Source organism: Gordonia namibiensis NBRC 108229 (assembly GCF_000298235.1).
In the GTDB taxonomy this organism is placed as follows: Bacteria; Actinomycetota; Actinomycetes; order Mycobacteriales; family Mycobacteriaceae; genus Gordonia; species Gordonia namibiensis.
Genome location: NZ_BAHE01000020.1, coordinates 71,614 through 86,187, shown reverse-complemented (window position 1 = coordinate 86,187; position 14,574 = coordinate 71,614). Strand labels below are relative to the sequence as shown.

Genomic DNA, 14,574 nt, shown 5'->3' with positions numbered 1-14,574 from the left:
ACCGATTCGTCCTCACCCTACTGTTACCCCCGCCACGTTCTCGCCATCCGACGGTGCCGCCGCATCGAACAAAGGGTAGCTTTACCTGAGTTCATTTCCCGGGGCCGGAGGAGGGGCCGAGTCCCGCACGAGCCGCATCCGTGGTCACCCCCGCCACCTGGGGAGTTCGAGACATGACCGGCGACAAACACCTGGATGCCCTTCTGTCCACCCCGGCCGGATCATCCGAGTCCGCGGCGCCGACCGTCGCCGCCCGGTGGCGAGCCATCGCCCGCAGCCGCGACGACGCGGCCGCGATCCGCACTCCGGAGCAGTCGATCACCTTCGCGCAGGCGGCCACGCGAGTGGACGACCTCGCCCGCGCAATCCTCGACACCACCCCGACCGACAGCCCGGTCGCCGTCGAGATCGAATCCGACATCGACTCGGTGATCTCCATGCTCGCGGTCTGGTGCGCCGGACGTTCGCTCGTCATGGTCGATCCGTTCCTGCCCGATGACCGCCGCGCGAACATCCTGGAACTGTCCGGGGCACATCTCCTCGCCCCGGCGACTGTCGTCGATCACGAACTTCACGAGACCCGTGTCGTCGAACCCGCCCCCGATGATCCCGCGGTCCTGCTGTTCACCTCCGGGTCCACCGGCACCCCCAAGGGCGTGGTGCTCGCGCAGCGAACACCCGTCAACCACGCGCGTGACGGCCGTCGGTTCATGGAGCTCGGCCCCGACGACCGCGCGGCCGTGCTACTGCCGCTGAGCTTCGGCGGCGGGCTCGACGCGCTCGCGATGAGCGTCCTGAACGGCGCGACGATGCTGCTGTGGGATGTCCGGCGCCGCACCACCACCGGGTTACGGGACTGGCTGTCCGCCGAAGGCGCCACCACCGCGCACTGCACGCCGTCACTGCTCCGGTCGTGGCTGGGCGAGCTCGACGCCGAGGATGCCGTCGATTCCCTACGCCTGTTGTCGACCTGCGGTGAGCCCGCACATCGCACGGACGTCGAACTCGCGCGGAACACGATCCTCCCTCGGGGCGTGTTCTGCTGCTGGGCAGGCGCATCCGAGGTCGGCAACCTCGCTTTCAATCTCTTCCCGCCGGAACGCGAGGTCGAAGACGGCGCGATCCCGGTCGGCATCCCGGCGTCGGACAAGTTCGTCCGCATCGTCGACGAGGACGATCGGGATCTACCAACGGGGTCGACCGGCGAGGTCATCGTCGAATCAGCGAACATCGCCTCCGGATATCACGCGAATCCGGAGCTGACCGCGGCTCGCTTCACCTCGCTGCCCGACGGCCGCCGGCGTTATCGCACCGGCGATCTCGGCCGTCTCGACGAGAACGGTGCACTCGCACTGCTCGGTCGCGGTGACGATGCGATCAAGGTCCGCGGTTACCTCGTCGAACCCCTCGAGGTCGAGTCCGCGCTGCGCTCGCTGCCCTGGACCACCGACGCCGTCGTCACCGCCGACCGGGAGGAGGGCCGGCTCACCGCGCACGTGGCCGTCGACCCGCAGAAGTGGTCGCCGTCGCCTGCCGAGATCCGCCACGAACTCGGGAAGACACTGACACCGTGGATGATCCCGCGTGACATCGTCGTGGTCTCGGAGATCCCGCGCAACGAGCGGGGCAAGGTCGACCGCGGTGCCCTGCCGCCTCCCCCTCCACGTCCGACGCCCGAGCGTCCGCGCGGACTCACCGAGATGGCGCTGCACCGCTTCTGGGGCGAGATTCTCGGTCTCGAACCCCAGTCCTTCGGTCGCCACGACGACTTCGTGAAGCTCGGCGGCGACTCACTCGCTGCTGCGAAGATGCTCTCCGAGGTTCAGCATCACCTCCAGTTGGAGGTGAACACCGCCATGCTCGCCGAGGCACCGACGATCGCGCAGTTCGCGCAGCGGATCGAGGCGGCCGCGAAGGAGCGGTCCAAGAACGCGACCGGCGCCACGCTGATCCCGCTACGGAAGGGGCACGGCGACCCCATCTTCCTGATCGCCGGGGCCGGCAGCCTCGCGACGAGCCTGACACCGGTCGTCCGCGCCCTCTCCGGCGACCGCCCGGTCTACGCCATCCAGTCGAGGGGCGTCGAAAAACACGGCCGTGCAGATCATTCCGTACGCGCCGCGGCGCGTCGTGCCATCGCCGACATCCGCTCGGTGCAACCCCATGGCCCGTATCAGATCGGCGGCTACTCGCTGGGCGGGTTCATCGCCGTCGAGGTCGCCGCTCGCCTCACCCGGGCCGGCGAGACCTGCCATCCGGTCGCGGTGCTCGACTCGGTCATCGACCCGGTGCTGGCGCAACGCCTTTCCGGGAACGCGCCGAACGTCGCACAGCGCGTCCGGGACTCGTTGCGCTCGTTGACCAAGACCGAAGAGACGCTGCCGGACCGTACCGGGACCGAGGAGAAGAAGCCCGCCGGCTCACCGGTCCAGCGCGTCGTGCAAGAGATCGCCCTCAACGCCCTCGTCCTCACCGCGGGACTCGTCCCGTTGTCGACGCCGGTGCAGTGGGTCGTCTTCTTCCGCCTGGGCACCAGGATGATCCGCCGTCACCGGCCCAGTCCCTACTCGGGCCCGATCACGGTGGTGAAGGCGCGCACCAACACCGACGATCCCGCGCTGTGGAGTCACTTCACCTCGGGCAGAGTGGAATTCCTCGACATCGACGGTGACCACATCTCGATGATCCGGGCGCCGCACGCCGCGGAGACCGCGCGGGCGCTCGACGAGATCATCGGCGACGGGGCACCCTGAACGCAGATGTCGCGGAACGTGTCGCCAGCCGCCACGTTTCGCGACATCTACGCGCTCGCCGGTCAGCCACCTTCGGCAGCCTTCTTGATGCCGGCCAGTCGGCGATCCCATCCGCGCGCGATGGTGTCCAGGTGCCGGGCCACCCGCGAGAGCTCCGAACCGACCGCCTCGTAACGGATTTCGCGTCCGGCGCGGGACGCGGTGACCAGACCCGCCTCGGTCAGGATCTTGAGATGTTTGGCGATCGCCTGACGGCTGATCGGCAACTCGGTGGCAAGAGTCGAGGCCGACGCCGGTTCGGTTCCCAGTCTGACGAGGATCTGCCAGCGGCTCTCGTCGGCGAGGGCACCGAAGATCTCGACCGGAGCGACCTCAGGCATCGGAGCCGCTCGTCAGGTGAGTACGTGCGAGTTCGAGCTCGATCTTCCAGCCTTCGACGTTGCCGTCGAATCTGGCGCGTCGTTCCGCGTCCGAACCGGACAGCGAGGCGAAACCCGACTCGACGACCCTGAGGGTCACCCCGGAACCGGAATCGGTGATCCAGAACTCGACCAACGTCGACTCCGAGTCGGGATCGGTGGCGTCGGCAAGCCATCGAAAGGCCGCGTAGCGCGGCTCGTCGAGTTCCACCGTGCGAAAGACGAAGGCGCCGTGGACCGGATCGTGCACCGTCGACAGGTCCCCGTCGCGGTCGATCCGGTGTTCGGTGATCGCGTTGTCGTTGATGTACCAGCCCGGTTCGCTGACGAGCTGCCAGACGCGCTCGGCGGTCGCCTCGATGTCGATCTCCCGCTCGATCCGGTCGAGGTCCTCATCGATTGCCGCACTGGTTGTCTCGGGATCGGTCGCACTCATGACGCCTCCTGGGCCGCTTCGAATGATGCAACCCAATGGTTGCACCAATATCCGCGACTTGCAACCTTTGGGTTGCAAAAGGGGGCTCAGGCCGCGATCTCCGCGAGTCGCCGGATCGCGAACTCGTAGCCGCGGATGCCGTACCCCGCGATGACGCCGGCCGCGAGGGGCGAGACATAGGAGTGGTGGCGGAAGGCCTCACGCTTGTGCACGTTGCTGATGTGGACCTCGAAGATCGGCACACCGGGCACCACCAGGGCGTCGGCGAGGGCGACGGACGTGTGGGTCCACCCACCGGGGTTGATGACGATGCCGCTGATCTTCCCGACCGACTCGTGAATCCAGTCGATCATCTGGCCCTCGTGATTGGTCTGCGCCGCACGCAGGCCGAAACCGAGTTCCGACGCCGTCCGCTCGGCGAGGTCGACGACGTCCTCGAGCGTCTCGGAGCCGTAGATCGCCGGCTCACGGGTACCCAGGGTGTTCAGGTTCGGCCCGTTGAGCAGCAGGATCGGCAGCGGCTCGGGACCGGCCGAATCGGACGTGGAGTCGGACATGGGTTCACCATAGTCGCCGGACCCCGGCGCACCTGCGGCGTCGCGCAGGGTGTCGCCTCACCGACCGGGGCGAGACACCGCAAGGGCTACCATCTCTCTTTGTGCCAGCGCAGACCGTTCGACGAGCGAGGATCGTCGCCATAGTCACCGGCCTGCTCGGGTTCCTGCTCGCGCTCGCCACCCCGCTGATGCCGGTCGAGCAGAAGACCGCGGAGATCAACTGGCCCCAGAACGGGCAGATCGGTTCCGTCGCCTCCCCGCTCATCGGCTACACGCCCGTCGACCTCGACGTCACGATCCCGTGCACGGCCATCGACGACCTCCCACCCGGCGGTTCGGTCGTGCTGTCGACCACGCCGAAGCAGGCGGAGAAATCCGCCGAACGCGGCCTCTTCATCCGTAAGACGGGTGCCGCCGATGCCCCCGCCGACCGCCAAGGCGTCGAGGTGGTCATCCGTAATGTCCCGCTGATCTCCGCCAGGCTCCAGGACATGCGCGCACAGGACTGCCGCGAGATCGTCGTCCACGCCGATTCCGACGCGGTGACCGCCGAATTCGTCGGCATGACCGACGATGCCGGGGAACCGCTCGAGGGGACCACCGAGGACAAAGAGGCCTTCAAGAACTCGCCCGACCAGCGGCCGCAGGTCACCGGCCTCTTCACCGACCTGTCCGGGCCCGCGTCCGAGATCGACGGTCTCGACGCACATGTTACCGTCGACTCCCGCTACAACACCGCGCCGACCCTCTCCAAGTGGCTCGTCATCATCGTCGGAGTGGCCGCGACGCTGCTCTCACTCGCGGCGCTGGCCACCCTCGACGCAACCGACGGCCGCAAGCACCGTCGCATCTTCCCCGCCCGCTGGTGGCGCCTCAACTCGCGCGACTATGTGGTGATCGGCGCACTGATCCTGTGGCACATCGTCGGCCCCAACACCTCCGACGACGGTTACCTCCTGACGATGTCGCGGGTCGCACAGGACACCGACTACACCGCGAATTACTTCCGCTGGTACGGCGCGCCCGAGGCCCCGTTCGGCTGGTATTACCAGGTCTTCGGACTGCTGAGCCACGTGTCGGTCGCCAGCCCCTGGATGCGCCTGCCGGCACTCGCCTGCGGAATCCTGGTGTGGCTCATCGTGAGTCACGAGGTGATCCCGCGGCTGGGCCGGGCTGCTGTGACCCGCCCGATGGTGGCCTGGACAGCCGCGTTCACCTTCCTGGCCTGCTGGTTCCCGTTCAACAACGGTCTGCGTCCCGAGCCGATCATCTGCCTCGGCGCGCTGCTCACCTGGTGCTCGGTGGAACGCGCCATCGCCACCGGCCGATTGCTCCCCGCCGCGGTGGCCTGCACCGTCGGCGCGTTCAGCCTCGCCGCCGGTCCGACCGGCCTGCTCGCGGTCGCCGCACTGATCGCCGGTGCCCGACCGATGATCATGGCGCTGATCAAGCGCGCCCGGGTCATCACCGGCGACTCGACGTCGCGCCGCGCGCTGAGGTGGTCCTACGTCGCGCTCATCGCCCCGATCCTGGCCGCCGGCAGTTTCGTCGCCTTCGTGGTGTTCTCGAACCTGACCCTGCGCTCGTTCTCCGAGGCATCGAGCATGAAGACGGCACTCGGGCCTTCGATGAACTGGTACAACGAGATGGGCCGCTACTCGCTGCTGTTCGCGTTCTCCGCCGACGGCGACATCGCCCGGCGCTTCGCCGTCCTCGCGATGATCCTCGGACTCGTCGTTTCCGCCGCGGTTCTGATCCGCAAGAACCGCATCCCTGGCACCGCCATCGGACCCACCCGCCGCATCGTCGCGATCACCTTCGCCTCACTGGTGTTCCTCATGTTCACGCCGACCAAGTGGACCCACCACTTCGGCGTCTTCGCCGGTATCGCTGCCGCGCTGGCCGCCATCGCCGCGATCGCCGCCAGCCAGCAGTCGATGCACTCACGACGCAACCGCACTCTGTTCTGTGCACTCGTCCTGTTCATCGGCGGGTTGGCGTTCACCGCGCCGAACTCCTATTACTACTACTCCGCGTGGGGCATGCCCTGGGCCTACGAGCAGGTGAAGATCGGCGGGGTGATGCTCGGCAGCGTGTTCCTGTACGCCGCGCTGGCACTACTCCTCCTCGCGCTGTGGTTCCACTTCCGGGAACCGTTCACCGGCACCGACCCACACTCCCCCGACGGGGATCCCACCAGGCGGGCGGACACCTCCGACCGGCGTTGGTACCGACGCGTGTCCGCGTCGATGGCCGCCGCACCGCTCGCCTATCTCGCGATGGCCGTCGTCGTCTTCGAGATCGTCACCGCAGTGTTCGCCGGCATCCACCAGTCGTCGTCGTACTCGGTGCCGCGCTCCAATCTGGCCGCGCTCGCCGGCAAGCCGTGCGGCATGGCCGACAAGGTGTGGGTCGAAGGAGACCCCAACCGCGACATGCTGCGGCCCGTCGACGGGTCGCTGGGCAACCCGCTGGGCGGACCGGCCCCTGCACCCGGGACCTCGCCGAAGACGGTCGGCTTCTCCCCCGACGGTGTGCCGCTGGACCTGGCGTCGACGGCCAGTGAGGGCTCGCTGGGTGTGTTGTCCGGCAACGTGTGGGCCGACCCGAAGATCGTCAACTCCAATCCCGGCGGCACCGGTGGCGGTGAACTGGCCGAACCCGGGGTCAACGGCAGCAGCGCCGCGTTGCCGTTCTTCCTCGACCCGAACACCACTCCGGTCATGGGTAGCTACTCCAAGCTCGACCAGGTCCCGGCCCGGCTCACCTCCGGCTGGTACGCCCTCCCGGAGGACTGGCGCGACCGTCCGCTGCTGACCATGTCGGTGGCCGGCGAATACGACAACCCGAACGTGATGCTCGAGTACACCGCCGACCCCATCGGACCGGACACCAAGGACGCCGACCTCACCGCCGCCGGCGAGACCGAACTCATCGACCCCGGCCCACGCCCGGCCTGGCGGAACCTGCGCTACAACACCAGCGAGCTGCCGGCGGACACCACCGCGGTCCGCATCGTCGCCACCGACGACAACCTCAACGAGGACCGCTTCATCGTCCTGACCCCGCCGCGTGTCCCGCAGATGAGGACGCTGCAGGACGTCGTCGGCAGCACCGACCCGGTGCACGTGGACTGGACGTCGGGTCTGGCCTTCCCGTGCCAGCGGCCGTTCACCCACGATGCGGGCGTCGCCGAGATCCCCCAGTGGCGGATCAAGCCGGGGTCGGATCTGGCGGCCGCGGTCTCGGCATGGCAGAACTACTACGGCGGCGGCCCGCTCGGCTGGATCGACGTGTCGCAGCAGCCCACCGCCCTGCCGACGTATCTGATGGCCGACATCGGCCGCGACTGGGGCGCGCTGGAGCGCTACGAGCCGTACGGCGGCGTGGACAGCCTCGCCGACATCGACACCGGCACGGAGACCCGCAGCGGTCTGTGGAGCCCGGCGCCGCTCCGGCACTGACCCTTCGATACGCCCTTCGCAAGCTCCGGGCTACTCAGGGAGCGAAGCCGGTGTCTGCTCCCTGAGGTGCGAGCGGAGCGAGCCACGAAGGGTGGGCGCTAGGTGGCCGGGTGTCGGTCGCATACGATCAAGCACCGTGCCTGTGACAGCTCCGACGTCCCGTGTTTCCGCACATACCGCTCGTCTGATCGCGATCGTCGCGGGTGTTCTCGGCGTCGTGCTGTGCGCTCTGACGCCGCTGCTGCCGGTGAAGGCCACCGACGCCGACATCACCTGGCCCGCAGGTCAGCAGCTCGCCGCCGAGACGTCGTCGGTGATGGCGCCACTCATCGCGCAGACCCCGCAGACGCTCGACGCCCGCATCCCGTGTTCCACGCTGGCGAGTGCTCGCAACGGCGTCGTCCTGTCGACGATGCCGGTGAGCGCGCCGAAGTCGAAGGGTTCGTCGCTGTGGGTGACGAAGTCCGATCAGGCCGTCACGGTCACCTTCCGCAACAGCGTCGCGGCCACCGCGCCCCGCGCCGATCTAGACCGTTGCCGCGAGCTGCACATCTTCTCCGCCCCGAGCGGACCCGGCGCCCAGTTCGTCGGCCTCGGCGACTCGACGGTCTTACCGCCCGAGAAGCGCCCGCAGGTCGCCGGCATCTTCAGCGAGCTGAGTCCCGAGCAGGCCCGCGCCGCGGCCGCCGCCGGTATGTCGGTCTCGATCGTCGTCGACAACCGGTACGAGTCCTCGCCGACGGTCCTGAAGATCATCGTGATGGTCCTCGCCGTGATCTCGGTGATCGTGGCACTGGTCGCCCTGGCCCTCCTCGACCGTATCCAGGGCTATCACCGCCGGATCGGGGCCCGGACCCGCGTCTGGTGGCACTCCCTGAAGCCGCGCGCCGCCGACCTGGTCGTGACGGCGATCCTGCTGGTCTGGCTGTTGCTCGGGGCCGGTTCGCCCGACGACGGCTACATCCTCAACATGGGCCGCACCGCCGACGGGTTCGGCTATCTGGCGAACTACTACCGCTTCTACGGCATCCCCGAGGCGCCGTTCGACTGGTATTACAGCTTCCTCTCGACGTGGTCGTCGATCTCGCCGTCGATCCTGTGGATGCACATCCCGGCCCTCGTCGCCGGCCTCGTGTCGTGGTTCGTGCTCAGCCGGGTGCTGCTTCCGCGTCTGGGCCCGGCGGTGCGTCGCAGTTCCTGGGCCACCTGGGCCGCCGCCCTGACGTTCACCGCGTTCTGGCTGCCGTTCTGCAGCGGCCTGCGCAGCGAGGGCATCATCGTCCTCGGCTCCCTGTTGACCTGGTGGGCAGCCGAATACGCCATCTCCACCCGACGCCTCCTGCCGGCGGCGCTCGCCGCCGCGCTCGCCGGGTTCACCCTCGCGCTGGCTCCGCACGGCGTCGTCGGCGTCGCGATCCTGCTCGTCGCCGCCCGTTCGCTGCTGCACATCCTGCTCCGACGACGCAACGAGTTCGGCGGTTCGAGATGGACCTCGACTGCGGCGCTCGTCGCCCCGATCGCCGCCGCCGGGATGGTCGTGCTGGTCATCGTGTTCCGGGATCAGACGCTCGCGACGGTGCTCGAGGCCATCAAGCTCCGCTACACCGTCGGCCCGGTGATCTCCTGGCACCAGGAGTTCCTGCGCTACTACTTCATCTCGGTCGTCACCGACGACGGTTCGCTGACCCGCCGCGTACCCCTGCTCCTTCTTCTCGCCGGACTGTTCGTCGTGGTCGCGGTGATGCTGCGGCGCACCCGGATTCGCGGCGTGGACCCCGGTCCGGTGTGGCGTCTCGTCGGCGCAGTGGGTGTGACCCTGCTGCTGTTCGTGTTCACCCCGACGAAGTGGACGATCCAGTTCGGCGTCCTCGCCGGCCTCGCGGCGGCGATCTCCGCAGCCGCAACCCTCGCCGTCGCCCAATCGGCGGCACGGTCCGCCCGCAACCTGACCGTCTTCGTCTCGGGTCTGTTGTTCGCGATGGCCGCGGCGATGGCCGGTTACAACTCGTGGCCGTTCGCCTACGAGTACGGCATCTCCTGGTTCGACCGTGCGCCCGTCATCGCCGGCTACGGGGCGTCCACGCTGTTCCTGATCCTCGCCGTCCTGGCTGCCGCCCTGGCGGTCTGGCAGCATCTCCGACTCGATTACGTCACCAATCGCGGTCTCGCGCACAGCGACACGGGCCCCGGTGAGACCCGCGCAGACCGGCGTCGCCTGTTCCTCGCGTCCTCGCCGATCGCGGTGATCGCCGGACTCCTCGTCGTCGTCGAGATGCTGCTGTTCGTCAAGGCCGCCGTCACCCGCCATCCGGCGCCGACGGTGCTCACCGAGAACCTGAACACCCTGCGCGGCAACCCCTGTGGACTCGCCGACGAGGTGCTCGTCGAAGTCGATCCGAACGCGGGCATGCTCACCCCCGCCGGCGGCGCGTCGGCGACCGAGGCACTGCGCGGGGAGAACCCGGTCGGCTTCTCCCCCAACGGCATCCCCGGCGACCTGCAACCCGAACCGGGGAGCCAGCGGCCGGGCCAGATGAACGTGTCGGCGAGCATGGCGCGCCCGTTCGCCATCACCGGCGGACTCGGCTCCGGGACCACCGGCGGCCGCGGCCCCGAAACCGTCAACGGGTCCAACGCCAAGCTTCCCTTCGGACTCGACCCCGCCACGACGCCCGTACTCGGCAGCTACGGGTACAACGGCGAGGCGCGCCTCACGACGGGTTGGTACGACCTGCCCGCCGACCGGGCCGCGTCGCCGCTGCTCGTGTTCAGCACCGCCGGCGCCGTCTCGACCATCGACACCTTCGGGGTGCGCAACTTCGGGCAGAAGATGGTCGTCCAGTTCGGCCGGCCCGGCCCGGATGGTGAGTTCGAGCAGGTCGGCCCGGACATCCTGCCCTTCGACCCCGGGCCGGTGATCCTCAACCGTCCGTGGCGCAACATGCGGGTGCCGATGGCGGCCGCCCCGCCGGCTGCGACCGTGATGCGACTGTCGTTGCAGGACAACAATCTCGGCGACAAGCAGTTCATCGGGATCACGCCTCCGCGCGCGCCGCAGCTGCAGACCCTGCAGGAGGTCGTCGGGACGACGGCGCCGACCTTGATCGACTTCGGGGTGGCCTCGCACTTCCCGTGCCAACAGCCGATGGGTGTCTCGAACGGCGTCGCCCAGGTGCCGCAGTGGCGGATCCTGGGTGACTACCCGCTGACCAACTCGCAGTCCAAGACCTGGCAGGCCGGGGTCGACGGCGGCCTGCTCGGTATCTCGGAGGCGACGACCTCGGCCCAGGCCGTGTCGACCTACCTCAAGGACGACTGGGTTCGTGAATGGGGCGCCCTGGAGAAGCTGACGCCACTGGTACCCGACGCACCGAACGCACAGATCGACACCGCACAGACGACGCAATGGGGCTGGTCACGCGCCGGCTCGATCAGGGTGGAGCCCGAATCCCATGAGTGAACCCAACCCCACGAGCACGACCCCGAAGGCCGATGAGCGACCCGGGCGCGACCACCGCACCGCGAAGATCGTCGCGGTCGTCACGGGTCTGCTGGGTTTCCTGCTCGCGATCGTCACGCCGATCCTGCCGGTGAACCAGACCACCGCCGAACTCGAGTGGCCGCAGGGCGATTCGGTCTCGGATGTGGCGGCGCCGCTGGTGGCCTTCGTCCCGATCGACATGGACATGTCGGTGCCGTGTTCGCTGGCCGCCCGCCTGCCCGCGCAGGGTGGGGTCCTCCTGTCGACGACACCGGAGGGCGGGCAGGACGATTCCGCCCGCGGCCTCTTCGTCCGCGCCACCGCCGACACGCTGACGATGATCGACCGCAATGTGGTGCTCCTCAACACCGATCGCGCGGCGGCGCAGGCGAACCCGAACTGCCGGATCGTGATGCACGCCGACGGCGAGGGCGTCGACGGCCGTTTCGAGGGACTGCCCGCACCCGAGTCCGCCGACGGTGGCCTGAACGAGTTCGCCATCCCCGACCACGAGATGCGGCCGCAGATCGTCGGCGTCTACAGCGACCTGCCCGCGGACGTGTCCCGCGACGGGTTGTCGCTGCGTGCCACCATCGACACCCGCTACGTCACCTCGCCGACGCCGGTGAAACTCGCGGCGATCGTGGTCGGCATCGTGATGACGATCCTCTCGCTCATCGCTCTCGGTGTCCTCGACAGTCGGGACGGGCGGGCCCACAAGCGTTTTCTGCCGACCGGTTGGTGGACCATCCGCCCGCCCGACGTCGCGGTGTTCGCGATCCTGGCCTTCTGGTGGTTCGCCGGTGCCAACACCTCCGACGACGGTTACAACTTCACCGTCGGCCGCATCACCAGCGAGGCCGGCTACGCAGACAACTACTTCCGCTACTTCGGCGTCCCGCAGGACCCGTTCGGCTGGCATTTCCAGGTCATCTCGGCGATGTCGCACATCAGCGTCGCCGCGCCCTTCATGCGCCTGCCCGCCTTCCTGCTGGGCCTGCTCGGCTGGTGGCTCATCAGCCGCGAGGTGATCCCCCGTCTGGGCCGCGCCGTCCGCAACAGCACGCCCGCGGTGTGGTCGGCGGCGTTCGTCTTCCTCGCGATCTGGTTGCCCTTCAACAACGGTCTGCGCCCGGAGCCGGCGGAAGCCGTGGGCGCACTGCTCACCTGGTGCTGCGTGGAACGCGCGATCGCGACGCGGCGCCTGTTGCCGTACGCGGTCGCGGTGGTGACCGCGGCGTTCACCCTCGCTCTCGCCCCCGGCGGCTTGATGGCAGTCGCCGCGCTGCTCGCCGGCATCCGGCCGATCGTGAAGACCCTCGTTTCCCGGCGTCGCCGCGACGGGCTGCTGCCGATGCTCGCGCCGATCCTGGCCGCGGGTACCGCGGTGCTCTACCAGATCTTCTTCGATCAGCCCCTGGCCCCGCTGATCGCGGGTAACAAGGTCGCCTCCGATGTGGGGCCGACACTGGAGTGGTGGCAGGAACCGATCCGGTACTACTACCTGATCCTGCCGACCGCCGACGGCACCCTCGCGCGACGCTTCGGCGTGCTGGCGATGATCCTCTGCCTGTTCGTCGTGCTGCTGCGCCTGCTGCGCCGTGAGCATCCGAACGGTGTTGCGCGGGCCCCGATCTGGCGGCTGATCGCGGTCACTCTCGGCACCATGTTCTTCATCGCGTTCACCCCGACCAAGTGGACCCACCACTTCGGCGTCTACGCGGGCATCGCCGCCGGTATCGCCGCCGCGGCGGGCGCGATGATGGCTCCCGCGGTGCTGCGGTCGCGTCGCAACCGCACCTTCTTCGCGGCCGCCGTGCTCGCGATCACCGGGATCTCGTTCGCCGGCACCAACGGCTGGTGGTTCGTCGGCAGCTACGGGGTGCCGTGGTGGGACCGTCCGCCGGCGGTCGGCGGGATCAACGTCGCGTGGTTCATCCTTCTCGCGGCGGTGGTCACGGCTCTGGCCGGCCTGTGGTTCCACTTCCGCGACGACTTCGTCGACGAGCAGACCCGGACCCGTGGTGGTGACCGGTGGTACTCGAAGCTCAAGTTCTCGCCGTTGCCGGTGATCTCCGGCCTGATGGTGCTGTTCATGGTCGCCTCGTTCCTGAAGGGTGCCTACGAGCAACGGGATTCGTGGTCCTGGATGAAGTCCAATGCCCGTGCCCTGACCGGTAATTCATGCGGTCTGGCCAACGACGTCCTCGTCGAGGCCGATCCGACGGCGGGCCTGCTCCCACCGGCAGCGGTGAACGGGCGGCCGGCACCCGGTGTGGCCCAAGCACTCTCGGGCTCGGACTCGACCGGCTTCACCCCCAACGGGGTTCCCGACAAGCTGTCGGTGGATGCCACCGAGAGCAACGACTCCGCCACGACCAGCGCGCAGAACACCGCGCAGACCGGTGCCGGTGCGGACGAGTCCGCCGACTCGTCGTCGGCGCAGGGTGGCACCGAGGGCGGCCAGGGCGCACGCGGCATCAACGGGTCGACGGTCCGACTGCCGTTCGGGCTGAACCCCGCCGCCACACCTGTTCTCGGCAGCTACGGCTCGCCGTCGGGCACCGCCTCGCTCACCACGGACTGGTACCAACTGCCGGAACGCTCCGACGACGCTCCGCTGCTCACCATGGCGGTCGCCGGATCGGTCGAGGCCGTCGACGGCATCGGTGTCGTCCATGCGGGCCAGAAGGTGGTCGCACAGTTCGGTCGCGTCGGGGCCGACGGCCGCGTGGTGCGGACGGGCCAGATGTTCCCCATCGACATCGGTGAGGTCCCCACGTGGCGCAACCTGCGGTTCCCGCTGGCCGATTCGCCGGCGCAGTCGACCGTGGTGCGCATCCTGGTCGAGGACACCGCGGCGGCGTCGTCGGAGTGGGTGGCCATCACCCCGCCGCGCGTCAGCAGGCTGGCGACGCTCGACGAGGTCGTCGGCCGGACCGACCCGGTGTTCATCGACTGGCTGCCCGGACTGGTCTTCCCCTGCCAGCAGCCGATGAAGGTGCGGCACGGTGTGCTCGAGGTGCCGAAGTGGCGGATCATGCCAGACGCGGAGGCCACCCGGAAGAACAGCCAGACCTGGATGTCGGGCACTGCGGGCGGACCGTTGGGCATCACCGAGGCGATGCTGCGTCCCACGCTGCTTCCGACGTACCTGCGCAACAACTGGGGGCGGGACTGGGGCGGCCTGCAGCGGTTCACCGAGATCATCCCGGCGCCGCCCGCCGAGATCGAGCTCGGCGAGGCCCGACGGTCGGGGCTCTACGACCCCGCGCCGATGCGATCGAGCGGTTACTGACCGGTTCTGACCTGTGCTGATGGGAGTGTCGCGGTGGTACCCGTGGCACTCCCATCGAAACCTGTCGACCCCGGTTCGTTACGGCACCGTGATGTCCGATCTCGGTTGCGTCACTCATCGGTTGCAACCCTCGCTCTTGCGGCGACGGGGAGCCTAGCGTCGTGTC

The 14,574-nt window shown here is 68.8% G+C and carries 7 protein-coding genes; 4 read left to right on the top strand and 3 right to left on the bottom strand.

Translation table 11 applies throughout. The features are described from left to right. Window positions 1-173 precede the first annotated feature (173 nt). Complete coding sequence (locus GONAM_RS12405) at window positions 174-2,753, top strand: AMP-binding protein (protein WP_006867102.1); 2,580 nt, start codon at window positions 174-176, stop codon at window positions 2,751-2,753. A gap of 62 nt (window positions 2,754-2,815) precedes the next feature. On the opposite strand, the gene GONAM_RS12400 is transcribed toward GONAM_RS12405, so the two are convergent. From GONAM_RS12400 to aroQ, 3 genes are all read right to left on the bottom strand, one after another. After that, on the bottom strand, window positions 2,816-3,133 hold the full coding sequence (locus GONAM_RS12400) for an ArsR/SmtB family transcription factor (protein ID WP_006867101.1): 318 nt from the start codon (window positions 3,131-3,133) through the stop codon (window positions 2,816-2,818). Beyond that, the gene (locus GONAM_RS12395) at window positions 3,126-3,608 is read right to left on the bottom strand and encodes an SRPBCC domain-containing protein (protein ID WP_006867100.1); all 483 of its coding nucleotides are present in this window, start codon (window positions 3,606-3,608) and stop codon (window positions 3,126-3,128) included. Before GONAM_RS12395 ends, GONAM_RS12400 begins: the two co-directional genes overlap by 8 nt. Before the next feature lie 86 nt (window positions 3,609-3,694). After that, complete coding sequence (gene aroQ, locus GONAM_RS12390) at window positions 3,695-4,165, bottom strand: type II 3-dehydroquinate dehydratase (RefSeq protein WP_006867099.1); 471 nt, start codon at window positions 4,163-4,165, stop codon at window positions 3,695-3,697. A 101-nt stretch (window positions 4,166-4,266) separates the two neighbouring features. Here aroQ and GONAM_RS12385 point away from each other — a divergent pair, with 101 nt between their 5' ends. The 3 genes from GONAM_RS12385 to GONAM_RS12375 all read left to right on the top strand — a co-directional run bounded on the left by GONAM_RS12385 (window position 4,267) and on the right by GONAM_RS12375 (window position 14,408). Next, the gene (locus GONAM_RS12385) at window positions 4,267-7,629 is read left to right on the top strand and encodes an arabinosyltransferase domain-containing protein (protein ID WP_006867098.1); all 3,363 of its coding nucleotides are present in this window, start codon (window positions 4,267-4,269) and stop codon (window positions 7,627-7,629) included. Between the two features lie 136 nt (window positions 7,630-7,765). Continuing rightward, window positions 7,766-11,089 (top strand): arabinosyltransferase domain-containing protein, encoded by a 3,324-nt coding sequence (locus GONAM_RS12380; protein WP_439644545.1) that lies wholly within the window; start codon window positions 7,766-7,768, stop codon window positions 11,087-11,089. Beyond that, window positions 11,082-14,408 carry an arabinosyltransferase domain-containing protein gene (locus GONAM_RS12375; RefSeq protein ID WP_006867096.1) on the top strand — a complete coding sequence of 1,109 codons (3,327 nt, stop codon included), beginning with the start codon at window positions 11,082-11,084 and terminating at the stop codon, window positions 14,406-14,408. Before GONAM_RS12380 ends, GONAM_RS12375 begins: the two co-directional genes overlap by 8 nt. Window positions 14,409-14,574 lie beyond the last annotated feature (166 nt).